Genomic DNA, 26,028 nt, shown 5'->3' with positions numbered 1-26,028 from the left:
CGTTTCCTCATCCCGGCCGCCCTGCGCCGCGGTGCCAATCCAACGCGCCCGCGCCGCCCGCCGCCGGCAAGGTGAGCCTGAAACGGCTTCCTTTGCCGCGCCGCGTCGCGACCGCGATCTGCCCGCGATGCGCGATCGCCGCCCCCGCGACGATCGCGAGGCCGAGCCCGGTGCCCGCCGCACCCGGGCGCTGCGTATAGAACGGCTCGAAGATCCGGTCGAGCGGGTCGGCCTCGATCCCCTCGCCGTCGTCGCACACTTCGATCCACGCCGCGCCGGGCGGCCACGGTTCCCCGATCACGGCATCGAACGCGTCGGCGGCGGACACGCCGCCGCCGACCCGCACGCGCACTGTCGTGCGCGCCGCGCGCATCGCATTGCCGACCAGGTTGACGAGCGCGCGCGCCACCTGGCTGCGGTCGGCGACGAGCACGCGCCCGACGTCGCCGCACCGGACGACGGCGATGCCGCGCCGTGCGCCGGCGTGCGCGCCGCGCAGCACCTCGTCGACGATCTCGTCGACGTCGACCCGCGTCAGCACCGGCTCCCCGCGCCGCGCCGCGAGCAGCACCTGCATCGCCAGATCGCGTCCGAGCCCGACCGCGCGGTGCACTTCATCGAGCGACGCATCGGCACGCTCGCCGCGCGCGAGCTGCTCGGCCGCATATTCCGTATAGCCGTCGATCGTCGTCAGCACGTTGTTGAAATCGTGGACGATGCCCCCCGCGAAGAACCCCAGCGACTCGAAGCGGCGCGAACGATCGATCTGTTGCGCAAGCCGGCGTCGCTCGCTCGTGACGATCGCGATGCACATCGACAGGATCGCGACGCCGATCAGGTCGACCTGCAACGCCCAGACGCCGTGGCCGTCGTGGTGGAACGCATAGGGGCCGCGCCCGCTCAGCGTGAGCGCGATCAGGCCGATCGCGGCGGCCGCATTGCACTGGGACACCAGCAACAGGCCGCCCTCCAGCGCGACCCAGCACAGCGACAGCGCAAGCAGCGCACGCGCGATCTCCGCCTGATCGCGCCATATCGACGCACAGCACAGCGCGCCGAATACCGCGAGCATGGGCAAGCCGTTGCGATGCCGCGACCACGCCGCGCGACACGCGCGCGCGTTCCAGGTCAACAACGCCGGCAGCAGCGCGAGCAACGCGAGCGCGTTCGCCGCATAGGCGCGCGACCATTCGCTCGACCACGCGCGGCCGTTCATCCACACCGACAGGATCGCCGCGGCGAGCGTCGCATGCAGTGCCGCCACGCCCACCGGCAGCAGCAGCACGAACAGCGCGAAGCCGCGCAGCGTGGCGCCGCCGCCGATCGTCACGTAGCGCCGGGCCAGCCATGCGCCCGCCACGGCCTCGATCACATTGACGGCGGCGAACAATGCGTCGACGTGCCACGGCACCCAGTCGAGCGACCCGGCGAGGAGCAGCGTGGCGAACAGCGCCGATGCGCCGAGCCATTGCGTCGACGGTCGCTCGCAATGCAGCAGCAGCGCGATGCCGAGCACCGGCGCGGGCCATACCACCGCGGACAGCGTGTGATTGAGCGAGGTGCACGCGCCGGGCCGCGACAACAGATGATTCGCGTAGAACAACAGCAGCAACAGCACGACGGCATTCAGCATATCGCCGCGCACGAAGGCGGCGGCGTGAGGCTCGGGCGCGGCGAACGCGGCGCGAAATCGCCGCGCCTGATCCCTATCGTTGGCGTTTTCCTGCATGGGTCGTCTCACGTGCGCGAATACGCAGCCGTCTTCGCGTCGGGCCGCATTCGATCGTCATCGCATGCGCGTCTGTTCATGTCATGCGCCGCCGAGGCGGAAGCGGTGACCCGGAGCGAGACCCGCGGCTGACGGCGGCTTCGCGCTTCCCTCGATACCGGCGTCGCCCAGGCACGCACGAGGCCGAAAAGACGCACACCGCGCGACAACCCACGGCCGGGTCGCGCCGAGGGAGCCGGTCAATCTCGTCTACCGCCCGGCCGCCGGCAACGTCGAGGACGTCGAGGAGGAGGCCGGGCGGCCGCCCGGGGTGCCCGGGCGCGCAGCGTTCCCGACGGCCGACGACAATGAGAGGGGAAGAGACATGGAAAACGCGACGCATCGCCGCGCACGCGGGCGCGGGACGCGCGCGAATCGCCCGGCGACCGCGCCCGTCACGGCCGGAACGCACCGGCATCCGCATAGCCGTTTCGATACGCCCAATGGATGACGTTCGCGATGTTGTGCGCATCGAGCTTCTGCATGAGCCGCTGCCGATGACAATCGACGGTTTTCGGGCTGATGTTCAGCAGCGACGCGATCTCGCGGTTGCGCATCCCGTCGGCGATCAGCTTCAACACCTCCTTTTCGCGACGCGTCAGCTCGTCGTCGGACGCGCGCGGCGCGCGGCCGCCTACTGCCGACGTCACCTTCGCCTCGTCGAGCAGCGGATCGATGTAGGTGTGACCGCCCATCACGCGCGCGATCGCCCGCACCATGTCGTCGGTGCCGCACCACTTGGTCAGATAGCCCGACGCGCCGTCGCGGAGCGCGTCGGCCGCGCGCGCCTCCGAGCGAAGCGCCGTGAACACGACGAACCGGATGCCCGGCTGCACGCGTCGGATCGCGCCCATTTCCGGCAACGGATCGCCGCCCCACAGCATCAGGTCCAGCAGCACCAGATCCGGCCGGTCGAGCCGGCAGCGGTCGCGCGCCGCGTCCATGTCGGACACGCCGCGCACGTCGATGCCCGCGTACCGCTCCCGCAGCACGACCTCGACGCCGTTGCGCACGATCGGATAGTTGTCCACCACCAGCACTTTTTCACACGGTCTATTCGCGTCCATACTCGATTCTTGATTGCTCACCTGTTCCCTCGTCCGACGCCGGACGAACGGTTCCGCGCGCGCATCGTCGATCCGGCGCGTGAACGGGAAGGTAGCCCGCGTATGTCACGGAATGATTTCAGCGCGAAGCCGTTCGTCCGTCGCCTGCGCTCGCCATTGCGTCTCGCTCGCGCCGGCGTCCCCGAACGCGACGAGCAGGTGTTCCAGGCGGGTCGCGAAGGCGTCGAACGCATCGACGAAGGCGTTCGCGTCCGCGCCAAGCCGCGCCATCGGGACGCGCTCGATCAACATGAGCGCGCCCGTCTCCTCGTCGTATCCGATGCCGCCGCCCGCCTCCGACACGTCGAGCGTGGCCGCCAGCACCCGCTTGCAGAATGCGGCGGATGCGTATTCCGGACACTCGCCGAGCATCCCGTACAGGATCACCGCCTTCTCGACGCGGCGCAGGGAGATCATCAGCGTCCCGTCGAGCAGCAGGAAACATTGTCCGTGGGCGTCGAATTCGAGCGGCAGGCGAACTCGCCCGGCCAGGGCGGCCAGGCATTCGGAAGGCAGGTTCATGGCGTGGGGTTCCCGATCGGTTGTGAGGGTCGTGACGGTTCGGCCCGGCGGCCTCACGCGGCGATCGCGATCGACATGAATGCCTCGATCTGTTCGATCATCGCCTGCGCGCTCCGCTGCCTCAGCGCCGCCCGGTCGTCCTTCGGCGGCGCGTCGAGACGGCGCGCGAGGGTCTCGACGAGGACGCCGGCCTTGCGCGTCAGCGCGGCGACGTCGTCGCCGGCGGCCGGCGCGCAGCGCCGCATCGCGTTCGCGAGATCCGCGTCCGCGCGATCGAGGCGCGGGTCGGACAGCTGCGTGAAATACGCGCCGAGCCGCTCGACCTGCCGGGCGCAGTCGTCGAGGCGCGCGGCGCGCGCCGGGTCCGGCCCGGCGGCGGAGAACGCCTGCCAGGCGTCGCGGACCGACGGCCTGTCGCACAGCGCCGCGCAATGGCGCGCGATATCGGCGCGCTGCCGGTTCAACGCGTCGATCCGGGTCTGGACGGCTTGCGCGTAGGCGTGGGCGCGATTCGGGTCCTCGGAGATCCAGGCGGCGGCAAACGGCACGAACCGTTCGGCGCCGCCCGCGCGCAGCACGCGCAATGCGACCGCCGCGCAGTTCTCCTGCGTGCTCGCCATCCGATACGACAACGCGCCGTCCGCCGAGCCCTGCTTCACCGCGCGCGCATCGCGCAGGATCGCGCTCTCGTCCAAGCCGAACAGCACGAACCGCGCCTCGCCGGCCGACCCCGCCTTGTCCGGATTGCGGCCGATCGCGGGGAAATACACCTTGCGCGCGCTGAGCCCCCATTCCCGCGACGCGTCCGCCTTCTGGGCCGCCTTGGGAAAGAAACGCGCATCCGCGATTTCCTCCGCGCTCGCGTAGCGATAGCCGTCCGCGCGGATCTTCTCGCGCGCCGCGGCCCCGTCCTGGAGCTTCTGCTTCGTCTTGGGCGACAGCTCCGACTGCTTGTCCGACCGATAGTTGCCCAGGGTCAGCGACGCGACCTGACTGAAGGGCCGATCGCTCACGGGGCGGCTCGGCCACCAGCTGACGTGCTCGTACACATGCCGCGCGACATCGGCGGCCGCCTGGTTCTTGATCGTGATCGACGCGTGCCCGGGATGCGAGAAGCCACGGGACTCCCACGACCGGAAGACGATGTGGCGCGCCAACGGCTTGGCCGCGCCGCTGCCGTGAAAGTGTTCGGCGATCGACACCATGCTGCTCACCAGACGCCGCTCCAGCGCCGCGCCGTCGCGGCGCGCGCCGTGTTCGAACGCCGCCTGCGCGGCCTGCGCGCCGTAGCGCTTCGACAACGCCAGCACGAACACCTCGAGCGTGCGGCGATTCTCCACGCGCACCTGCTCGACGTAGCGTCGGACGGCGTCGCACTGCTTCAACAAGGGCACGTGGGCAAGGAATGCGAACACGCGCTCCTTGACGCCGAGTCGCGCCGCCGCGGCGACCGGGCCCTGCTCGCCGCTGTCGATGACGACGCGGTGCCCCGAACGCGCGCATGCGACGAATGCGCCGATATTCATCATTCCGTTCTCCGATTCATCTGGGAAAGACCGCGCAAATACAGGCGTCCACCCATGCTAAACACGTTCCGCGCGGCGTGCTTTCGATTTTGTGCAATCCCGCACGGCGCAATCGATTCCGGATTCGCGCGGCGCGCGGCGGCTCGACGACACGGCAGGACGCCATGCCTGCGTTCGGCGGGCAAATGGGGCAGCGGACGCCCGCGCCGTGCGCGGGCTGGCCAAGCGACGGCGGGAAGGAATGCACGCGGCGCTTTCCGGAATGAGCGAGCGGCCTGAGCGGCATCGGCCGCGCATTCGACGCCGCCGGAAGCGCCCGGCCCCGCAAGCCGAGGACGCCCGGGCGCATCCCGCGGAAAACCCGGGCGACCCGACCGCCCTCGCGAACCGTCGGACGATGCTGTCCGGGTACGATCCGTCCCGGCGCGCAGCAGGGTTGCGTGATCGAATCGACGCGGCGGATCGATGTCGATCCGGGCGATCGCGTCGAGCCCCCGGCCTCTCGGGGCGGGCATTCGGATCGGCGGGCGCGTCGAGGAACCCGATCGATGCGTCCGGCCGCGCGTCCGCTCAGCGCGCGTCGAAGCGGCGCGGAAGGTTCCGCCCCGGCGCGCCGATCCGTTCCAGTTCCTCGTTCAGGATCTCGAACACCCGGTCGGCCCGCCCGCGCAGGAAGAAATGGTCGCCGGGCACGATTTCCTCGCGAAACCCGCCCGTGCCGTAGTCGCGCCACGACGCCGCCGCCGCGACGCTCCCCGCTTCGTCCCGCCCGCCCAGCGCGACGATCCGGCAAGCGAGCGGCGGCCTCGGCGCGGGCCGGTACATCTCGATGGCCTCGAAATCCGCGCGCAGGACCGGCAGAATGATCTTGACGATGTCGGGTTGCGTCATCACGTCGTCCGGCGTGCCGTTCATCCGCATGACCTCTTCCAGGAAGCGATGATCGGGCAGGCCGTGAATCGGCGGATCGGGGTCGTCCAGATGCGGCGCGCCCCGCCCGGCCACGATCAGGCACGCCGGCTGCGGCAGGTGTCGTTCCCTCAGGCACTGGGCCACCTCGAACGCCACGCTCGCGCCCATGCTGTGCCCGAACAGCGCATAAGGCCGGTCGAGCAGCGGCGCGATCGCGGCCGTCGCCTCGTCGGCCAGCTGATCCACCCGGTACAGCAGCGCATCGTGAAAGCGCCGCCCGCGCCCCGGCGGATGCATCGGCCGCACATCGACCGTGGCCGGGAAGCGTTCCGCCCAGCCCCGAAACACCGTCGCGCTCCCGCCCGCGTAGGGAAAGCAGAACAGCCGCAGCGTCGCATGCGGGCCGGCCGGCGGGGCATCCACCCACGTGCTGCCGCGCGCCGGCGTCCATTCATAGCTCATGCCGCCACCTTGCGGATGAATCCGCCGGCTTCCCGGATCGCCGCCCTCGCCTCGGGCAGCATGGGCGTCAACGTGGCCCACGCATGCGGCAGCCGCCGCCACACCTTGAAGTCCACTCCGACGCCGGCTTCGCTCGCCTTCCTGGCCACGCGCGCGGCGTCGTCCAGCAGCACCTCGGAATCGCTCGCCTGAATGAACAGGTCGGGCAAGCCCGCATACTCGCCGTAGAGCGGCGAGGCGACCGGATGATCGGCGGCGGTGTCGCCGAGGTAGTAGCGGGAAAAATTCTTCACCGCGACAGCCGTCAGCATCACGTCGGACGCATCGTTCGCGGCGAGCGACGCCCCCGTCGCCGCCAGATCCGTCCACGGCGAGAACAGCACCGCGCCGGCCGGCAGCGGCTCGCCCGCGTCGCGCAGCGACAGCAGCAGCGCCAGCGCCAGCCCGCCTCCCGACGAATCGCCCGCGACCACGATCCGGTCCGGCCTCACGCCGTCGTCCAGGAGCGCGCGATAGGCCGCCAGCGTATCGTCGACGGCGGCGGGAAACGGATGCTCCGGCGCGAGTCGGTAATCGAGCGAGAACGCGCGCGCATCCGCTTCCTGCGCGAGCGCGGCGGCCACGGTCCGGTGCGTCAGCGGGGAACAGAAGCAATAGCCGCCGCCGTGCAGGTACAGGATGACCCGCCCGGACGCATCGCGCGGCGCGTCGCCGTCCGGCTCGATCCACTCGCCGCGCACGGCCTGCGCGTCGAGCTGGCGCACGCGCCAGCCGCGCGGCGGCTTCGCCTCGCCGCGCGCCCACTTCGCGCTGCGCGCGCGCATGTCCTGGGCCGTCAGGGTCGGCTTGCGGGTCAGGGATTTGGCCGTCCGGCGCAACAGCCACGAGAAACATACGTTTTGCCAACTCACAGATCGGTTTCCGATAAAGAGAAAAGGGAGCGCCCCGGCGCGACGCGCAGGCGCGTCACGCGAACACCAGCTTGCGATGCGCGGCAATGCCCGCGAGCGCGCCGTTGCCGATCGCGAGCGCCACGGTGCCGCCCCGGTGCGTGATGTCGCCGCACGCGAACACGCCCGGCACCGAGGTCTCCATCGCATCGTCGGTGCGCACGTAAGGTCCGAGCGGCCCCGCCTCGATCACGCAGCCCAGCTGTTCCGCGACGGCGCTCGACAGGCGCATGCGATTCATCGTGAACAGTCCGTCGAACACGAGGCGGCGTCCGTCGACCAGTTCGACGCTCGCGCGCTCGACGATGCGCGCGACCCGCTCGGGCACGATCTCGACGCCCCGTTGCGCGAGCGCCTCGCGCTGCGCCTCGTCGGGCTCGAAGCTGCCGTCCGTCAGGAACACGGTCTCGCCCCACTCGGGCATCAGCATCGCCGACAGATACGACAGCGGCCCGCTCCCGAGCACGCCGATGCGGCCCTGGTCGAGTTCATAGCCGTGGCAGTACGGGCAGTGGAATACGCTTTGCCCCCACCGTTCGCGCAGCCCCGCCAGGTCCGGCAATTCGTCCACCACGCCGAACGCGAGCACCAGGTGGCGCGCGTCGTAGCGTTGTCCCGAGGCGCAGTGGAGTGCATAGCCGGTGTCGGTCCGCTCCGCGCGCACGACGGTATCCGCCCGCCATTGCGCATTCGGATAGGCGAGCAACTGCGCCCGGCCGGCCGCCGCGATCGCGTCGGGCGAACGGCCGTCCTGGCCGATCACGCCGTGCGAATGCGCGGCGAAGCGGTTGCGGCGCGCGCCCGCGTCGATGACCAGCACGCGCCGGCGCGCGCGCGCGATCTGCAGCGCGGCGGATTGCCCGGCGTGACTGCCGCCGATCACGATGACGTCGATGGGCGTCGTGGATGCTTCAGTGTTCATGGATCAGGTGTCCTGGGTCAGGGGTGAATCGGATGGCGCGCGGGCGGCCTCACAGCCGGCCGCTTCCGCACGCCTGCGCCGCGCGATCGAGCAGCCAGCGCACGATCAGCGCGCTGCGCGGCACGCGCTGCCCTTCGTCGCGGCGCCGCAGCGCCAGCTGCTGCGTGATCACGGCGAGCCGCAGCAGGCCGTACGCATACCAGTAGGCGGGTTCCGCCACGTCGCGCCCGGCGGCGGCCGCGTACAGCTCGACCAGCGCCGCGCGCGTCGGCGCGCCCGGCGCGCAGCTCGGCCCGGGCGCGTCGAGCCGCAGCAGCGACGAATCGCCGGGCTCGATCCAGTACGCGAGCGCCGCGCCGAGATCGGCGAGCGGGTGGCCGACGGCCGCCAGCTCCCAGTCCACGACGCCCACCACGCGCGCGGGATCGCCCGGATCGACGAGGATGTTGTCAAGCTTGTAGTCGTTGTGCAGGAATGCGGCGGGCGCGGCGTCCGGGATCCGCTCCGCCAGCCAGTTCGCCACGGCCCTGAAATCGGCGTCGACGGCCGCGCCCGCGGCCTCCGCGTTCCAGCGCCGCCGCCACTCGCCCAGGATGCGGCGCAGGTAGTCGGGCGGCCGGTCGGCCGGCGCGATCTCGAGCGCGTGCAGCGCCGCGAGCGTCGCGACGAACTGTTCCGCGAGGCGGCGCACGGTGTCGGGCGCGAGCGGCCCGCACGTGGCCGGCGCGACGCCGCCGAGCCGTTCGACCAGCAGCAGCGCGGCGGCGCCCGCGTCGCCCACCGCCAGCGGCTTCGGGGCGAGACGGAACTGGCCGGCCAGCCGGTCCAGCACGGCGAAGCGGCGCTGCGCCTCCCGCACGCCGCCTTCGGGCAGCCAGTACGCGATGACGTCGCGTTCGCCGCCCTGCACCCGGAACACTTCGCTGGCCCGCCCGCCGCCGATGCGCGTCGCGCGCGCGGCGGCGCCCGGGCGGCCGAGCGCCGTCATGGCCTGTTCCGCGATCCGCGCGTTCATGACGCCTCCCGCCGGAAGCCGGCGAGCGCATGGCGCGCGACCAGCGCCTTGTGGACTTCGTCCGGACCGTCGTAGATGCGCCCCGCGCGTTCGTGCCGCCAGAGCACGTTGAGGATCGTGTCGCCGCTCACGCCCAGCGCGCCCTGCACCTGCAGCGCGTGATCGAGGACGGTCTGCGTCACGCCGGCCACGAAGAACTTCGCGATCGAGATGTCGATCTGCGCGCGCTCGTGGCGATTCTGCAGGCGCGCCGCCGCCTGGGCCACGAGCAGCCGCGCGGCGTCGATCGATGCGCGGCTCTCGGCGATCCAGTTCTGCACGGTCTGGCGCGACGACAGCAGCTCGCCTGCCGCGAGTTCGCGCCGGCACGCGCGCCGGCACATGATCGCGAACGCGCGCTCGCACACGCCGATCCAGCGCGCGCAATGATGCAGCCGCCCGGTCGCGAGCCGCGCCTGCAGCACGACGAAGCCTTCGCCGGGCTTGCCGAGCATCGCGTCCTCGCCGACCCGGCATGCATCGAGCGCCAGCTCGCCGTGGCTCGCCCAGCCGTAGCCCTCGTCGCCCATCACGCGCAGGTTGCGGACGTGGCGGAACCCGGGTGCGTCGGCCGGCACGATGAAGGTGCTGGTGCGCGCGTGCAGCGGCGCGGCCTCGTCGGTGACGGCCAGCACGATCGCGAATCCCGCGCGATCGGCGCCGGACGCGAACCACTTGCGGCCGCTCAGATGCCACGCGCCGTCGCGCCGCACCGCCGTCGTCTTCAGCGACGACGGATTCGACCCCGCGGATTCGGGCTCGGTCGCCGCGAAGCAGCTGCGCACCTCGCCGCGCAGCAGCGGCTCCAGCCAGCGCTGGCGCTGCGCGGGGGTCGCGTATTCGAGCAGCACGTCGATGTTGCCGGCGTCGGGCGCCTGATAGTTGACCGCGTAATGGCCGAGCGGCGAGCGGCCCAGCAGTTCGCCCACCTCGACCAGTTCGAGCAGGTTCAAGCCCAGGCCGCCGTCCGCGCGCGACACCTGCGGCAGCCAGAGGCCGCGCCTCCGGTTGGCCGCGCGGATGTCGCTCATCAGGCGTTCGACCGCCTCGAAATCGCCGTTCGCCAGCGCCGCTTCCGGTTCCGCGAGCGCCGCCTCGACAGCGGCGAATGCCGTGACTCGTGTATTCATTGTTCTCCCTCGATTTCCATGACTGAAACGGCGCGCGGCTCGGGCCACGCGCGCAGGGCGGCGGCGAGCCCGGCCACGAACGGCGCGCGCATGATGCCGACGTGATCGCCGGGCAAGCGGATCGCCGCCACCTCGCCCGCGGCCGCCGCGCGCCATCCGTCGACGCGCGCGTCGCGCTCCGTCGCCCCCGCGTCGCGATCCGGGTCGTCGGCGGCGACGATCACGCGCAGCGCGCCCGCGTAGCGCGTCGCCGGGGCGTAGTCGGTCAGCGAATGCGCGATGAAGGCGCGCACGCGCGCCGCGAATTCGGACAGGCCGAGTTCGTCCGGCACGATGCCCGCCTCGATCAGGCGCGCGCGCAGACGCTCGACCTGCCGCGCGTCGTCGAGCCCGTCGAATTCGCCTTCGTCGAAGACGAGCGCGGCATCGGCGAGGCGCGCGAAGCTGTTGCCGATCTCCGCGACCCAGCGCCCGCCCGACCAGTTCCACTTGAGCGACTGCTGCGTCGTGAGGCCCGGCGGCAGGCTGTCGACGACCGCGACCCAGTCCACCGCCTCGCCCTGTTCGCGCAGTTGCCGCGCGATCTCGAAGGCGACCCAGCCGCCGAACGAATGGCCGCCGAGGCGGTACGGGCCGCTCGGCTGCACGCGCCGGATGTCGGCGAGCAGCGCCGCCGCGATCGATTCGACGCGGCTCGCGCCGGAGCCGCCTTCGTCGGGCCCGGGCAGCGCCATGCCCCAGACCGCGAAGGCATCCGGCAGTTCGGCCGCGAGCGCGCGCAGATACGACGCCTGCCCGCCCGCGCCGGGCGCGAAGAACAACGGCGGCGCATCGCCGGGCGCGGACAGCGCGACGAGCGCGCCGACCTGGGCCCCGTCCCCGCCCGCGCCGTCCGTCTCGATCATGCGCGCCTGCTCGGCCACCGTCTGCGCCGTCAGCAGGCGGGCCACCACCTGCGCGTCGAGCCCGAACGCCCGGCCCGCCCGCGAGCAGATCCGCAGCATCAGCAGCGAATCGCCGCCCAGCGCGCCGAAATCCGCCGTGTCGGACGGCACCTCGCGCTTGAGCACGCCCGCCCACAGCGCGCGCAGCTCGCGCCGCAGCGCCGCGCCATGCGGTCGCGCGACGGCGGGCGCATTGGCCGCGGACACCCCGCCCCCGGCCGATCCCGCGGGCGCCGACGCCTCGCCGCGGCGGGCGGCGTCGCCCGCGTTCGTCATATCGGCCGCCTGCCCGGCGGGCCCGGATTCGCCGAGCATCATGCGCATCGCGTCCGTGTAGTGGCCCACGAAGCGGCCGACGGTCCCCGCCGAGAAATACCGCCGCGACGGCACCAGCGTGATCCGCAGCACGCCGTGCCGGCCGTCGACGCTGCTTTGCACGACGAGCGGCACGTTCGTCATGTCGGTCGCGTAGCCTTCGGACACGTCGATGTCGCGCACGGCCTCCTCGAGCGCGCGGAAGTGCGTGAAGTTGAACAGCACGTCGAACACCGTGCCGATCTGCCGATGCAGTTCGATCAGCGGGTAGCGCCGGCGACTGAAGATTTCCATCTCGGTCGCCTGCACCGCGCGCACCAGCGCGACGGCGTCGCGGGTGCCGGCCGTCAGGTCGAAGCTGAGCGGCAGGCTGTTCAGGAACAGGCCCAGCACGCGGTCGCCGTCGACGCCCTCGCTGCGCCCGTTGAACACGACGCCGCTCGTCACCGCATGCATGCCCGTGATGCGCGACAGCGCGAGCAGATGCACCGTCAGCAGCACGCTCTTCACGGACGCGCCCGCGCGCACCGCGAGCGCTTCGAGGCGCGCCGACTGCTCGGCCGAGATCGGCACCGCCATCGGCGTCGCATCGCCGTCCGGCTCGTGCGTGAGCCGCGTGACGGGCAGCGCCTGGAGCCGCGCGCGCCACCAGGCGCGCAGCGCGTCGGAGCCGACCGCCGCGCGTTCCTGCTCGACGAACTCGCGAAACCGGCTCGCGGGCGCGGTGAGGGTCAGCGCCCGGCCGGCCAGCCGCGCCGCGTAGTCGGAGATCAGTTCGGACAGCAGCAGATTGAAGCTCCAGCCGTCGAGGATCGCGTGATGCTTGGTCACGCCGATATGCATCGTGTCGTCGCTCAGACGATGCACGGTGAAGCGGATCAGCGGCGGACGCGCGACATCGAACCGCAGGCGCTGCTCGGCCGCGCGCCAGTCGCGGATCCGCGTGTCCTGCTGCACGGGATCGAGGCCGCGCCAGTCGCGCACGGTCAGCGGCAACGGCACGCGGCGATGCACGTACTGCAGCGGCTCGTCGTCGGCGGCCAGGTCGAACGCGGTGCGCAAGGCCGGATGGCGCTCGAACGCGCCGCGCAGCGCCGCTTCGAGCGCGGCGGCGTCGAACGGCAGGGCCAGGCGCTGATCGTTGACGTTGTGATAGGCGGAGTCGTGGCCGTGCCGCATCTCGTTGGCGAGCATCGCCATCTGCATCGCGCTGAGCGGATACGCGTCGTCGTACGGCTGGTCGCGCGACGGCGTCGCGCGCGCGGCCGGGGCGGCCGGGGCCGGCGCCGCCGCCCCGACGGGCCGCACGCGCGGCGCGAGCCGCTCGATGGTCAGCGACTGCATCAGGTCGTCGAGCGAGAAATCGATGCTGACCTTGTGCGCGGCCGACAGGATCTGGATGCTCAGGATCGAGTCGCCGCCCAGCTCGAAGAAATTGTCCGTGACGCCGACCGTCGAGCGCTTGAGCACCGACGCGAAGACATCGGCCAGGGTCTGCTCGACCGCATTGCGCGGCGCGACGTGCGGTCGCGCCGCGTCGCCGTCGGCCGCCAGCGCGTCGACGAGCCGGCGGCGATCGAGCTTGCCGTTGGTCGTGAGCGGAATCGCATCGAGCTCGATCAGGCGCGCGGGCAGCGCGTGCGGCGGCAGGCGCTGCGCGAGCCAGTCGCGCAGCGCCGCGCCGGACACGCGCCCGGTGTCGCGCAACACCATGAACCCCACCAGCTGCGCATGGCCGTCGACGGTCGCGTCGTCGACCATGACCGCCGCGTGGGCGACTTCCGGGTGCCGGGCCAGCGCCGCCTCCACTTCGCCCAGCTCGATCCGGAAGCCGCGGATCTTGACCTGATCGTCGATGCGGCCCAGATAGTCGAGTTCGCCGTACGCATCGAAGCGGCCGAGATCGCCGCTGCGATACAGGCGCGCGCCGGGCGCGAACGGATCGGCGACGAAGCGCGCGCGATCGAGTTCGGGGCGGTTGTGATAGCCGCGCGCGACGCCTTCTCCGCCGACATGGATCTCGCCCGGCACGCCCGGCGGCACGGGATGCCCGGCCGCGTCGAGCAGGTAGACGCGATAGCCGGGCAAGGGCCGGCCGACCGGGCTGCGCGACGATTGCGCGTCGCCCGGGCCGAGCACGCGCTCGGTCACATGGACCGTGGTCTCGGTGATCCCGTACAGGTTGACGAGCGTGACGCCGTGCGCATCGTTCAGGCACGCGGCGAACTGGCTCGGAATCGTCGCTTCGCCGCCGAAGAACACGTAGCGCAGGCTCGCCGGCAGCGGCTGCCGCGCGTCGTCCAGCGCGCGCAGCAGCTGCTTGAACGCGGTCGGGGTCTGGCTCAGCATCGTCACGCCCGCGCGCGCGAGCAGCGCGAGAAAGGCGTTCGGCGTGCGCGAGCAGCCGTAGGGCACCACTTCGAGCCGCCCGCCGTGCAGCAGCGCGCCCCAGATTTCCCACACCGAGAAGTCGAACGCATAGGAGTGGAACTGGGTCCAGACGTCCGTCGGCCCGATGCCGTAGGTCTGCCGCGTCGCCGCGAACAGGTGGTCGACATTGCGATGCTCGATGCACACGCCCTTCGGCTGCCCGGTCGAACCCGACGTGTAGATCACATAGCAGAGGTCGGTGGGCGAGGCATCGCGCGGCGGCGGCGCTTCGGCGCGGACGTCGGCCGTCTCCACGGCGGCCGTGTCCACGGCGGCCGCCTCCACATCGGCATCGATCACGAGCCGCGCGCCGCCGAAGCCATCGAAGCGCTCGCGCCGCGCGTCGTCGCAGATCAGCACGCCGGCCTGCATGTCGTCGAGCATCCACGCGAGCCGTTCCGGCGGATGGTCGAGATCCAGCGGGACATAGAACGCGCCCGCCTTCAGCACGGCCAGCATCGCGACGATGCTGTCGATGCCGCGCTCGAACGCGAGCGCGACCGGCACGTTGCCGCGCACGCCCGCCGCATCGAGCCGCCACGCGAGCCGGTTCGCGCGACGCTCGAGTTCGGCGTAGCTGAGCGAGCGGCCGTCGTACTGCACCGCGATCGCATCCGGCCGCATCCGCGCCTGGGCCTCGAAGCGTCGGTGCAGGCACAGCCGCGCCGGGTCGGCGGCGGGCCGCGCCGCCGCGTTCCACTGCGCGACCAGCGCGCGGCCCGCCTCGTCGCCGAGCAGCGAGACCTGCCCGACGCGCAGCGCCGCGCCGCCGCGCAGGAACTGGTCGAGCAGCGTCGCGAGCATCTTGAGCAGGCGCGCCGCCGACGCTTCCGCGAGGCGCTGCCGATCGAAGTGCACACGCAGGCACAGGCGCTCGCCCGGAATCGCGACGACGGTCAGCGGGTAATTGGTCTGCTCGACGACCTCGACGCCGGCCACGCCCAGCTGCTCGCGATAGCGGTTCGCCGCCGCGTGCGCCGGATAGTTCTCGAACACCACGAGGCTCTCGAACAGCGGCGCGCCGGGCGCGACGCCGCTCCAGCCCGGAATCACGTGCAGCGGCGTGTATGCATACGCCTCGGCCTCGACGTGCTGCCGATGCAGGCGCCGGAACCAGTCGCCGAGCGTGAGCGTCGGGTCGATGGCCACGCGCGTCGGCAGCGCGTTGACGAACAGCCCGACCATCTGCTCGACGCCGCGCAGGCCGGCGGGCCGGCCGGAGACGGTCGTGCCGAACACCACGTCGTCGCGGCCGCTCGCGCGGCCGAGCAGCAGCGCCCACGCGGCCTGGATCACCGTGCTCGGCGTGACCTCGCAGGCGCGGGCCAGCTGTTGCAGCGCATCGCTCGCGCTCGGATCGAGCAGGCGTTCGAGCGTGCCGTGGCCGCTCGCGTCGCCGGGCCGCGCGGCATCGGCGAGCGGCAGGGGCGTGGCCGCGCGGACGTCGCCCAGGCGCGCGCGCCAGAACGCCTCGGCCGCCGCGCCGTCCTGCGCGTCGAGCCAGCGCAGGAACGCGCTGTACGGCTGGGGCGGCGGCAAGGCCGGCGCGTCGCCGCGCCGGTACGCGTCGTAGCAGGCCAGCGCTTCCCCGAGCACGATCTGCACCGACCAGCCGTCGAGCAGCAGATGGTGGTAGCTCCAGACGAATTCGTAGCATTGCGCCCCGGTGCGGAACAACGCGCAGCGCATCAGCGGCGCGCGGCTCAGGTGAAAGCCCGGCCGCCGGTCCGCCTCGCGATAGGCGGCAAGGCGGCGCTGCTGCTCGTCGCGATCGAGGTGCCGCCAGTCTTCCTCGATCCACGGCAGCTCGACGTGGCGGAAGACGACCTGGACGGGCTTCGACGGCCCATCCCACAGAAAACCGGTGCGCAGCACGCCGTGGCGTGCGACCACCGCTTCGAGCGCGCGCCGGTAGTCGGCGACGTCGAGCGCGGCCTGGAAGGTGCAGCCGACCTGCTCGTAATAGACGCCGGACTCCGGCGCCTTCAGCGTGTGAAACAGCAGGCCCTGCTGCGTCGGCGTCAGCGGCAGCATCGTCTCGACGTTCGAGCGGGCTTGCTGGGCGGTGTTCGACAAGGTTGGATTCATGATTGCTCGTTCAATAGCTGTAGCACTTCGTCGATATCGTTCTGGTCGAGATGGGCGAGCGGCAGGTCCGATGGCGTGAGGCCGCCCGCCTGCGGCGACAGGCAGTGGGCCAGCACGGCGTCCAGCGCGTCGCGGAACCGGGCGGCAAGGGCGGTGACGGTCTGCGTCCGGTGCAGCGCGGTGCTGTACAGCCAGTCGACGCGCAGGCGGCCGTCGTGGACCTGCGCCACGACGTCGAGCGCGTAGCGCCGCCGCATCGCGGCCGAGCGCATGCCGCCCGGCGGTTCGCCGAGCCAGGCCGAGCGTGGCTCGCCGCCCTCGTCCAGCCGCCATTGGCCCAGATAGTTGAAGCAGACCGTGCGGTCGTGCGCGCCCAGTTCCGGGGCCTGCGCGCCGTGGCGCAGCGCCCCGTAGCCGATCCCGCCGTGCGGCACGCCGCGCATCCGCTCCTTCACCGACTTCAGGTCACGCGACAGATCGCCGCTCAGCGGCAGGCGCAGCGGATACAGGCTCGTGAACCAGCCGACCGTTCGAGACACGTCCACGCCCGTCAAACCGTCCCGGCCGTGACCTTCGAGGTCCAGCACGCACTCCGTTGTCTCGGTCCACGTGCACAAGGTGCGCGCCAGCGCCGCGACCAGCAGTTCTTCCGGGCGCATCCGGTAGGCGTCGCCCGCTTGCCGCAACCAGCGTTCGGTCGTTTCCGCATCCCAGTCCAGCGAGACGCGCGACTCCGTGGCGACCGTGTTTTCCGACACATGCCCGCCGTCCACCGGCAGCGGCGTACCCGGCACGTCCATCTCCTGCCAGTACCGCAATTCCGCTTCCGGCAACGCGCGCGACCATGCCGACATTTCCCGCGACCACGCCTGATACGACACGCTCTTGGCCGGCCACTTCACCGGCTCGCCCTCTTGCAGGGCCGCATACGCGCGCCACAGATCGTCCGACAGGATCCGCCACGACACGCCATCCACCGACGCGTGATGCACCAGCCACAGCAGTCGCCAGCCTCGTTCCATTCGATACAGGCGCGCCGCCCACAGGCTCGGGCCGCTCAATCTCAGGCCTGCTTGCAGTTCGGCCGCACTCGCTTCCAGCCGTTGCTCGGCCTCCGCCTCGGACAGACCGCGCAGATCCTCGATTTCCACCTCGACCGATGTACCCGCGCCGCTTTCCTGACGCCATGCGCTCCCGTCATGCCGCCACGCGATCCGCAAGGCATCGTGCCGCTGCGCGACCGCTTGCAGCGCGGCGATCAATGCCTCGGGCTCAAGCGGCTCGTGCAGCCCCAGATACGCGCCCTGGCTGAACTGTTCCCAGTCCTCGCCCGGCCAGCCCAGATACCACGCCTGGATCGGCCCCGCCATCACCTCGCCCCGCACCTCGCCCTGCTCCGCCGCCACGTCCGAAACGTCTTCCGCCTCGCAACCCTGCGCGGCCAGCTCCGCAATCGTCGGATAGCTGAACACCTGCTGCGGACTGATGCGCAGCCCCCGTTCCGCCGCGCGCGACGCCATCTGGATGCTCAGGATCGAATCGCCGCCGAGCGCGAAGAAGTTGTCCCGCACCCCCACCCGCGCCAACCCGAGCAGGCCCTGCCAGATCTCCACCAGCACGGCCTCGGCCTCGCTGCTCGCCGCCGCCGACCCGATCTCGATCTCCGGTTCCGGCAGGCGCTTGCGGTCGACCTTCCCGTTCGCGCTCAGCGGCACGCTGTCGAGCGCCATGACCGACGCGGGCCGCATGTAAGGCGGCAGACGCCGCGCGAGCGTGTCGCGGATCGCGTCGAGGTCGAACGTCGCGTCCGCGCGCAACAGCACGTAGCCCGCGATCATCCGCCGCCCCTCGCGCTCGATCACCGACGCCACCCCGCGTTCGACGCCCGGCGCCGCCCCGAGCGCGGCCTCGATTTCGCCGATCTCGATCCGGAAGCCGCCGATCTTGACCTGATCGTCCACCCGCCCGAGGAATTCGAGGTTGCCGTCGGCGAGCACGCGCGCGCGGTCGCCGGTCCGGTACATTCGCTCGCCCGGCACATAGGGGTTGTCGACGAACCGGTAGGCCGTCAGGTCGGGCTGGCCGAGATAGCCGAGCGCCACCCCCGCGCCGGCAATCCACAGATCGCCCGGCACGCCGACCGGCACCGCCTGCAGCGACGACGACAGCACATACAGCCGCTGCCCCGGCAAATGCCGGCCATACGGCACGAACGCGGCGTCGGGCGCGAGCCCGCGCGTGTCGTACCAGCACGACCAGATGGCCGCCTCGGTGGCGCCGCCGAGCGCGAACACCTCGATGTCGGCGGTCGCGGCCGCGCGGATCTGCGCGGGCAGCCCGACCGGCACGCGATCGCCGCTCATCATCACGAGCTTCAGCGCGGGCGGCAGCGCGCGCCCGCGCTGCCGGCATTCGAGCAGCAGCAACTCCACCACGGCCGGCACGGATTCCCATACGGTCGCGCGCTCGCGCACCATCAGGTCGAGCCAGACGCCCGGCGCGACCGTCGACGATTCCGGCGCGAGCACGACCGCCGCGCCCGCCGCGAACGCCCCGAAGAAATCGAACACCGACAGGTCGAAGCCCGCCGCCGACACGCACATCAGCCGGTCGGACGCGCCGATCGCATGGCGCTGCAGAATCGCCTCGATCGTCAGCGACGCGGCGCGGTGCGTGATCATCACGCCCTTCGGTTTGCCGGTCGAACCCGACGTGAACATCACGTAGGCGAGATCGTCGGGCGCGACCTCGGGCAGCGCGGCATCCGGCAATGCGGTAGCGACCGCCGCGGTGTCGACCGCCGCGGTATCGACCGCCGCAGCATCCGCCGCCTCGCTCTCGTCGAGCACGATCGCGCGCGCCGCGACGCCCTCGAGCAGCGGCAGATGCGCGCGCGTCGTCAGCACGTAGCCGACCGTCGCGAGCAGGTCGCGCAGCCGTCCCGGCGGCATCGCGGGATCGGCGGGCACGTACGCGCAGCCCGCGCGCATCACGCCCGAGTACGCGGCGACCGTGCGCGCGGCGCGCGGCAGCAGCACCGCGACCGGCTCGCGCCGCGCGCCCGCCGCCGCCACGGCCCGCGCGACGCGCAGCGTCTCGTCGGCCAGCTCGCGATAGTTCATCGCGTCGTCCGCGCCGACGATCGCGGGCGCGAGCGGCGTCAGCCGCGCGTGCCGCTCGATGCCCGCATGCAGCAGATCGCCCGCGCCGACGGGCGGCGTCGCGTTCCACGCGTGTATCAGCCGGTGCGCTTCGCCGTCGTCGACGAGCGCGATCTCGCCGAGCCGCGCGTCCGGCCGCGCGGCAAGTTGCGCGAGCACGTGCAGGAAGCTCGCGCCGAGCCGGCCGATCCCTTCGTCGTCATAACGCGACGTATCGAAGTCGACGTAGAGCACGGTTTCCGCGCCCGGGATCAGCTGCGCGACGAGCGGATAGTTGGTGCGCGTCTCGGCGGCGGCGAACTCGCTGACGTCGAGCCCGACGTCGCGCCGGGCCAGCGTCCGGTCGACCGGGTAGTTCTCGACCACGAACAGGCTGCTCAGCAGCTCGCCGCCGTCGTAGCCCGCCCAGCGCTGGATGTCCGTGAGCGACGCCGCGCCGAGCCGCGCCCGTTCGCTCTGCCCGCGATGCAGGTCCTGCAGCCACGACGACACGCGCGCGTCGTCGTCGATGCCGACGCGCACCGGCACCGTGTTGATGAACAGCCCGACCATCTGTTCGACGCCGGGCAGCGTCGCGGGGCGGCCGGACAGGGTCGTGCCGAACACAACGTCGCGCCCGCCGCCCGCATAGCCGAGCGTCAGCGCCCACGCGCCCGTCAGCAGGCTCGCGCGCGTCACGCCGGCCTGCCGCGCCGCGCGGTCGACCTGATCGCGCAGCGCCGCGTCGAACGCGAACGCGCGCCGGCCCTGGCCCTGCGGTTGCGGGCCGCGCGCGGGCGAGGCGAAGCCGATCGGCGTGGGCTCGTCGATGCCGTCCAGCACCTGCTTCCAGTACGCGGCCTGCTCGCACGGGTCGCGCGCGGCCAGCCAGCTCACGAACGGCAGGAAGCGGCTGCCCGGCAGCGGACGCGCGTCGCCCGCGCGCAGCGCGGCGTAGCGGTCGAGCACCTGTTTCAGGATCAGCGGCACCGACCAGCCGTCGACGACGGCGTGGTGGTAGCTCCACAGGAAGCGCCACGCATCGCCGGGCTCGCGAATCAACGTGCCGCGCAGCAGCGGGCCGCGTTCGAGATCGAAGCCGCGTGCGCGGTCCTGCTCGCCCAGCGCGGCGAAGCGGCCGGCGCGGGCGTCGGCGGGCAGCGCGCCCCAGTCGAGCACGTCCCAGTCCGGTTCGAGCCGGTCGTGGACGAGCTGGACCGCGCTTTTCAGGTTGCGCCAGCGGAAGGTCGTGCGCAGCGACGCATGCGCCTGGACCACGTCCGACCAGGCGCGCTGGAACCGCGCCGCGTCGAATGCGCCGGTCATTTTCCAGTGCAGCTGCTCGACGTACAGCGACGCGCTCCCGTCGGCGATCGAATGGAACAGGATGCCCTGCTGGAGCGGCGTGACGCCGTACAGCGCTTCCAGGCGCGGGTGGTCGCGCTCGATCGCGTCGATCTCGTGCTGGTCGAGGTGGGCGAGCGGCAGGTCCGACGGCGTGAGGCCGCCCGCCCGCGGCGACAGGCAGTGGGCCAGCACGGCGGCCAGCGCATCGCGGAACCCGGCGGCGAGCGCCGTGATCGTGGCTGTTTCGTGCAGCGCCGTGCTGTAGCGCCAGTCGACGCGCAGGCGGCCGTCGTGGACCTGCGCCACGACGTCGAGCGCGTAGCGCCGCCGCATCGCGGCCGAGCGTGTGCCGCCCGGCGCTTCGCCGAGCCAGGCCGAGCGTGGTTCGCCGCCCTCGTCCAGCCGCCATTGGCCCAGATAGTTGAAGCAGACCGTGCGGTCGTGCCCGCCCAGTTCCGGGGCCTGCGCGCCGTGGCGCAGCGCCCCGTAGCCGACCCCGCCGTGCGGCACGCCGCGCATCCGCTCCTTCACCGACTTCAGGTCACGCGACAGATCGCCGCTCAGCGGCAGGCGCAGCGGATACAGGCTCGTGAACCAGCCGACCGTTCGAGACACGTCCACGCCCGTCAAACCGTCCCGGCCGTGACCTTCGAGGTCCAGCACGCATTCGGGGGTCGCGGTCCAGTCCGACAAGGTGCGCGCCAGCGCCGCGACCAGCAGTTCTTCCGGGCGCATCCGGTAGGCGTCGCCCGCTTGCCGCAACCAGCATTCGGTCGTTTCCGCATCCCAGTCCAGCGAGACGCGCGACTCCGTGGCGACCGTGTTTTCCGACACATGCCCGCCGTCCACCGGCAGCGGCGTACCCGGCACGTCCATCTCCTGCCAGTACCGCAATTCCGCTTCCGGCAACGCGCGCGACCATGCCGACATTTCCCGCGACCACGCCTGATACGACACGCTCTTGGCCGGCCACTTCACCGGCTCGCCCTCTTGCAGGGCCGCATACGCGCGCCACAGATCGTCCGACAGGATCCGCCACGACACGCCATCCACCGACGCGTGATGCACCAGCCACAGCAGTCGCCAGCCTCGTTCCATTCGATACAGGCGCGCCGCCCACAGGCTCGGGCCGCTCAATCTCAGGCCCGCTTGCAGTTCGGCCGCACTCGCTTCCAGCCGTTGCTCGGCCTCCGCCTCGGACAGACCGCGCAGATCCTCGATTTCCACCTCGACCGATGCACCCGCGCCGCTTTCCTGACGCCATGCGCTCCCGTCGTGCCGCCACGCGATCCGCAAGGCATCGTGCCGCTGCGCGACCGCTTGCAGCGCGGCGATCAATACCTCGGGTTCAAGCGGCTCGTGCAGCCCCAGATACGCGCCCTGGCTGAACTGTTCCCAGTCCTCGCCCGGCCAGCCCAGATACCACGCCTGGATCGGCCCCGCCATCACCTCGCCCCGCACCTCGCCCTGCTCCGCCGCCACGCCCGAAACGTCTTCCGCCTCGCAACCCTGCGCAGCCAGCTCCGCAATCGTCGGATAGCTGAACACCTGCTGCGGACTGATGCGCAGCCCCCGTTCCGCCGCGCGCGACGCCATCTGGATGCTCAGGATCGAATCGCCGCCGAGCGCGAAGAAGTTGTCCCGCACCCCCACCCGCGCCAACCCGAGCAGGCCCTGCCAGATCTCCACCAGCACGGCCTCGGCCTCGCTGCTCGCCGCCGCCGACCCGATCTCGATCTCCGGTTCCGGCAGGCGCTTGCGGTCGACCTTCCCGTTCGCCGATTGCGGCAACGCATCGAGCCGGACCCACGTGCGCGGCACCATATAGCCCGGCAGCCGCGCGGCGAGCCAGGCCTGCACCTCGCCCGCCTCGACGGCCTCGCCCGCCTCCGGCCGCGCGACCAGATACCCGACCAGCTGCTTCTCGTCCGCCGCGCTGCGGCGCAAGGCCACCGCGCAGCCGCTCAGCGCCGGGTGATGGCCCAGCGTCGCCTCGATCTCGCCGAGTTCGATCCGATAGCCGCGCAGCTTGACCTGCGAGTCGATCCGGCCCAGGAATTCGAGCACCCCGTCACGCCGCCAGCGCACGAGGTCGCCCGTGCGATACCAGCGCCCGCCGTCGGGCGACGGTGCGTCGACGAAGCGCTCGGCCGTCAGATCGGCGCGCCCGAGATAGCCGAGCGCCAGCCCGTCGCCGCCCGCCCACAGCTCGCCGGGCACGCCGACGGGAACCAGGCCGCCCCGCGCGTCGACCACGCGTACCTCGGTGTTGCCGATCGGCCGGCCGATCGGGATCGCGCCGCGCCGCACGTCGGCCGCCGTCACGCGGTGGCTGCAGGTGAACGTCGTGTTCTCCGTCGGACCGTAGCCGTTGATCAGCGCGACACCGGGGCACGCCTCGACAAACGCGCGGCAACTCGCGACGGGCAGCGCGTCGCCGCCCGTCAGCAGCTCGCGCAGGCCGCCGAGCGCCGCCGGCTCCTCCTCGACCATCATGCGGAACAGGTCGGCCGTGAGCCACATCGTCGTGACGCCGTCGCGCGCGATCGCCTCGGACACGGCATCGAAGAACGGCATGCCGGACGCCGCGAGCACCAGCCGCCCGCCATTGAGCCAGCAGCCCCAGATCTCGAACGTCGACGCGTCGAAGCCGAGCGGCGACTGCTGCAGCATCACCGTCGAGGCGTCCAGCCGCGCATACGCGCCGCCCGTCGCGAGCCGCACGACGCCGCGATGCGGAATCGCCACGCCCTTCGGCTGGCCGGTCGAGCCCGACGTGTACATCACGTAGGCCAGGTCGTCCGCCTCGGCGCGGGGGGCCTCGCGCTCGGGCGCTCCGTCCGCCTCGGCCTCGCAATCGGACAGGCCCAGCACCGGCCCGGCGTAGTCACCGAGCCAGCCCGCGTCGAGCCCGTCGGCGACGATCACGAGCGCGGGCGCCGCGTCGGCCAGCAGCGCGCCCAGGCGCGCCGCCGGATAGCCGGGATCGAGCGGCAGATAGGCCGCCCCCGCCTTCAGCACCGCGAGGAACGCGGCGAGCAGGCGCGGCGATCGCTCGCCCGCGACGCCCACCACCGCGCCCGGCGCGACGCCCGCCGCGCGCAGGCGTGCGGCCGCGCGCGCCGACCAGCGATCGAGGTCCGCGTAGGACCAGCGCGCGGTGCCCTGTTCGAGCGCGGTGCGCTCGGGATGCGCCGCCGCGCATGCGCGGAACAACTCGACGATCGTGGCGTCGGAGCGATACGGCTCGGCATGCCGCCCCCATGCGCGCAGCTGCGCCTCATCGTCGCCGGACAGCATCGGCAACGCGTGCGCCTCCGCTTCCGGCGCGGCCAGCGCCGCGCGCAAGAGCGCGATGTAATGCGCCCCGAGCTGGCGGATGGTGTCTGCGTCGAACAGGTCGGTGTTGTATTGCCAAACCGCGAAGGTGCCGCGCTCGTCGCCTTCGATCGACAGGTAGAGATCGAAACGCGCGAACGGGCTGTCGAGATCGAACGGGCTCGCCGTGCCGCTCGCGGTGTGCACCGCGGGCAGGCGAACGTTCTGAAACGCGAACACGGTCTGCGCGAACTGGTCGTGGCGCGGCCCGCCGCGCGCGCGCAGCCGGTCGACGATCGCATCGAGCGGCACGCCCTGCCGCGCGAAGGCGCGCGCCGTGACGTCACGCATCCGGCCGACCAGCGCGCCGAAACTGTCGCCGTCGCGCAGGTCCGCCGCGAGCGCGACCAGATTGACGAAGTAGCCGGCGATGTCCTCGGCCGCCTGGAACGGCCGGTTCGCCGCGGGCGTCAGCGCCAGCACCCGGGCCTCGCCCGTATAGCGATGCTGAAGCAGCGCGAACACGCTGAAGAGGGTCGTGAACAGCGTCGTGTTGTGCGTCCGCGAGAACGCCGCCGCCGCTTCGATGCAGTCAGCCGGCAGCGCGACGCGCAGGGTGCCGCCGCGCCCGCTCGGCGCGGGCGGCCGGGCACGATCGCCGCGGATCGCGGGCACCTCGTCGACCGAGGCGAGCGTGTCCACCCAGTCCTCGAGCTGCGCGGCATAGTCCGGCGTCGCCATCCAGCGGTGCTGCCAGGCCGCGAAGTCGCGGTAGCTCAGAGGCGGCGTCGACGCCGGCGGCGCATCCGGCGAAGCGAGATACGCGCTGAAGTCGCGGATCAGCACGCTCATCGACCAGCGATCGAAGATCGCATGGTGGATCGTCAGCACGAGCACGGCCGCCCGCTCGGGCGTGGAGAACACATCGACGCGCCACATCGGCGCGCCGCTCGCGAACGGCATGCGGGCCAGCTCCGCCGCGCGCGCGCGCAACGTGTCGTCGCCGTCGACCGCCCACCGTTCGAGCAGCACGACCGGCTCGGGCAATACCGCCTGCCGCTGCGGCTCGCCGTCGACGAACACGGTGCGCAGGATGTCGTGCCGGCGCGCGAGCGACGCGAACGCGCGGGCGATGGCCGCCGCGTCGACGGCATCCGCGAGTTCGATCGCGGCCTGTTCGTTGTACATCGCCGGATCGCCGAGCCGCGTCGCCGCGACGAGGCGCGCCTGTCCCGGCGACAGCGCCGCCGCGTCGCCGCCTTCGCCCGGCCGCGCCGGCGCGAGCGGGCTCGCGCGCGACGCCTCGTCGTCGTCGAGTACGCGCAGCAGCGCTTCCTTGGCGTCGCGCAGCCGCGCGACAAGCGCGCCGCCGAGCGCGCCCGGCGGCCCCTGGACGTGAAGCTGGTCGCCGCGGCGGTGCAGCGTGATGCCCGCGTCGGCGAGATCGGTCATGAGTCTGACCAGGGTCATAGCGTGATTTCCTCCGTGTCGGCGCCGGCGGCCGAGGTCTGTTCGGTCACGAGCCGTCGTTCCACCTGCGTCATGACGCGCGCGATCAAGGCGTCGAGCGACGAGCCGTCGATCAGGTGCGTGATCGCAACCGATACGCCCAACGCGCGTTCGAGCGCATTGCGCAGTTCCGCGCCGGTCAGCGAGTCGACGCCGAGATCCAGCAGCGAGGTTTGATGCGGCAGCGCCGCCGGGCTCGACAGCACCGCGCGCAATTCGGCGTCGAGATACTCGGCCACCAAGGCGCGGCGCGCGTCGGCCGTGCGCCCGCGCAGCTGCTCGAACGACAAGGTCCGCGCGCGCGGGGCCGGCGGGCGGCCGGTGAGGCCTTCGATCAGGCGCGGCAGGTCGGGCTGCGCGGCGATCCGCGCAAGATCGATCGCCGCGACGATCACATGCGGCTCGCCCGTGAAAGCCTGCTCCAGCGCCGCGAACGCCTCGGCTTCGCCGAGCGGATGCAGGCCGCCCGCACGGATCCGGCCGGCCGTCCTGGCGTCCGCCGCCCCCATGCCGGCCGCCCACAGCCCCCAGCCGATCGACAGCGCCGGGCGCGCGCGCGCGCTGCGCCGCTGCGCGAGCGCGTCG

11 protein-coding genes and 1 pseudogene (1 of these 12 cut by a window edge) are annotated in these 26,028 nt (G+C 72.2%); all 12 read right to left on the bottom strand.

What is annotated here, in order from left to right; genetic code table 11:
* Nucleotides 1-7: 7 nt before the first annotated feature.
* Complete coding sequence (locus tag Bsp3421_RS03265) at nucleotides 8-1,729, bottom strand: ATP-binding protein (protein ID WP_443111412.1); 1,722 nt, start codon at nucleotides 1,727-1,729, stop codon at nucleotides 8-10.
* A gap of 435 nt (nucleotides 1,730-2,164) precedes the next feature.
* A pseudogene (locus Bsp3421_RS03255) lies at nucleotides 2,165-2,808 on the bottom strand (LuxR C-terminal-related transcriptional regulator); the annotation flags it as partial.
* Between the two features lie 132 nt (nucleotides 2,809-2,940).
* Nucleotides 2,941-3,396 carry a chaperone SicP gene (sicP, locus tag Bsp3421_RS03250; protein ID WP_273995391.1) on the bottom strand — a complete coding sequence of 152 codons (456 nt, stop codon included), beginning with the start codon at nucleotides 3,394-3,396 and terminating at the stop codon, nucleotides 2,941-2,943.
* A gap of 53 nt (nucleotides 3,397-3,449) precedes the next feature.
* Nucleotides 3,450-4,925, bottom strand: coding sequence for a type III secretion system effector BopA family protein (locus tag Bsp3421_RS03245; protein WP_273995389.1), 1,476 nt, complete (start codon nucleotides 4,923-4,925; stop codon nucleotides 3,450-3,452).
* A gap of 567 nt (nucleotides 4,926-5,492) precedes the next feature.
* Nucleotides 5,493-6,296, bottom strand: coding sequence for a thioesterase II family protein (locus Bsp3421_RS03240; RefSeq protein ID WP_273995388.1), 804 nt, complete (start codon nucleotides 6,294-6,296; stop codon nucleotides 5,493-5,495).
* Nucleotides 6,293-7,207 (bottom strand): alpha/beta hydrolase, encoded by a 915-nt coding sequence (locus Bsp3421_RS03235; RefSeq protein ID WP_273995387.1) that lies wholly within the window; start codon nucleotides 7,205-7,207, stop codon nucleotides 6,293-6,295. Before Bsp3421_RS03235 ends, Bsp3421_RS03240 begins: the two co-directional genes overlap by 4 nt.
* A 55-nt stretch (nucleotides 7,208-7,262) precedes the next feature.
* Nucleotides 7,263-8,168, bottom strand: a complete 906-nt coding sequence (locus tag Bsp3421_RS03230) for an NAD(P)/FAD-dependent oxidoreductase (protein ID WP_273995386.1) — start codon at nucleotides 8,166-8,168, stop codon at nucleotides 7,263-7,265.
* A gap of 49 nt (nucleotides 8,169-8,217) precedes the next feature.
* Complete coding sequence (locus Bsp3421_RS03225) at nucleotides 8,218-9,183, bottom strand: phosphotransferase family protein (RefSeq protein ID WP_273995385.1); 966 nt, start codon at nucleotides 9,181-9,183, stop codon at nucleotides 8,218-8,220.
* Nucleotides 9,180-10,352 (bottom strand): acyl-CoA dehydrogenase family protein, encoded by a 1,173-nt coding sequence (locus tag Bsp3421_RS03220; RefSeq protein ID WP_273995384.1) that lies wholly within the window; start codon nucleotides 10,350-10,352, stop codon nucleotides 9,180-9,182. The genes Bsp3421_RS03225 and Bsp3421_RS03220 overlap by 4 nt, the downstream gene beginning before the upstream one ends.
* Nucleotides 10,349-16,129, bottom strand: a complete 5,781-nt coding sequence (locus Bsp3421_RS03215; protein ID WP_273995383.1) for an amino acid adenylation domain-containing protein — start codon at nucleotides 16,127-16,129, stop codon at nucleotides 10,349-10,351. The genes Bsp3421_RS03220 and Bsp3421_RS03215 overlap by 4 nt, the downstream gene beginning before the upstream one ends.
* Nucleotides 16,126-25,404 (bottom strand): non-ribosomal peptide synthetase, encoded by a 9,279-nt coding sequence (locus Bsp3421_RS03210; RefSeq protein WP_273995382.1) that lies wholly within the window; start codon nucleotides 25,402-25,404, stop codon nucleotides 16,126-16,128. The genes Bsp3421_RS03215 and Bsp3421_RS03210 overlap by 4 nt, the downstream gene beginning before the upstream one ends.
* Nucleotides 25,401-26,028 carry the final stretch of a type I polyketide synthase gene (locus Bsp3421_RS03205; protein ID WP_273995381.1) on the bottom strand. 2,960 nt of this gene lie beyond the right edge of the window, so the window shows 628 of its 3,588 coding nt (coding positions 2,961-3,588); the start codon falls outside the window, past its right edge — the gene reads right to left on this strand; the stop codon is at nucleotides 25,401-25,403. Before Bsp3421_RS03205 ends, Bsp3421_RS03210 begins: the two co-directional genes overlap by 4 nt.

It is taken from the genome of Burkholderia sp. FERM BP-3421, from assembly GCF_028657905.1.
Taxonomy (GTDB): Bacteria; Pseudomonadota; Gammaproteobacteria; order Burkholderiales; family Burkholderiaceae; genus Burkholderia.
The sequence above is the reverse complement of the archived record's forward strand: the minus strand, read 5'-3'. Positions and strand labels throughout refer to the sequence as shown.

What these genes read in the sequence shown, in the direction of transcription:
- Bsp3421_RS03265 (WP_443111412.1), bottom strand. Translation starts at nt 1,729, where the DNA reads ATGCAGGAAAACGCCAACGATAGGGATCAGGCGCGGCGATTTCGCGCC.
- Bsp3421_RS03225 (WP_273995385.1), bottom strand. Translation starts at nt 9,183, where the DNA reads ATGAACGCGCGGATCGCGGAACAGGCCATGACGGCGCTCGGCCGCCCG.
- sicP (WP_273995391.1), bottom strand. Translation starts at nt 3,396, where the DNA reads ATGAACCTGCCTTCCGAATGCCTGGCCGCCCTGGCCGGGCGAGTTCGC.
- Bsp3421_RS03215 (WP_273995383.1), bottom strand. Translation starts at nt 16,129, where the DNA reads ATGAATCCAACCTTGTCGAACACCGCCCAGCAAGCCCGCTCGAACGTC.
- Bsp3421_RS03240 (WP_273995388.1), bottom strand. Translation starts at nt 6,296, where the DNA reads ATGAGCTATGAATGGACGCCGGCGCGCGGCAGCACGTGGGTGGATGCC.
- Bsp3421_RS03230 (WP_273995386.1), bottom strand. Translation starts at nt 8,168, where the DNA reads ATGAACACTGAAGCATCCACGACGCCCATCGACGTCATCGTGATCGGC.
- Bsp3421_RS03220 (WP_273995384.1), bottom strand. Translation starts at nt 10,352, where the DNA reads ATGAATACACGAGTCACGGCATTCGCCGCTGTCGAGGCGGCGCTCGCG.
- Bsp3421_RS03210 (WP_273995382.1), bottom strand. Translation starts at nt 25,404, where the DNA reads ATGACCCTGGTCAGACTCATGACCGATCTCGCCGACGCGGGCATCACG.
- Bsp3421_RS03245 (WP_273995389.1), bottom strand. Translation starts at nt 4,925, where the DNA reads ATGATGAATATCGGCGCATTCGTCGCATGCGCGCGTTCGGGGCACCGC.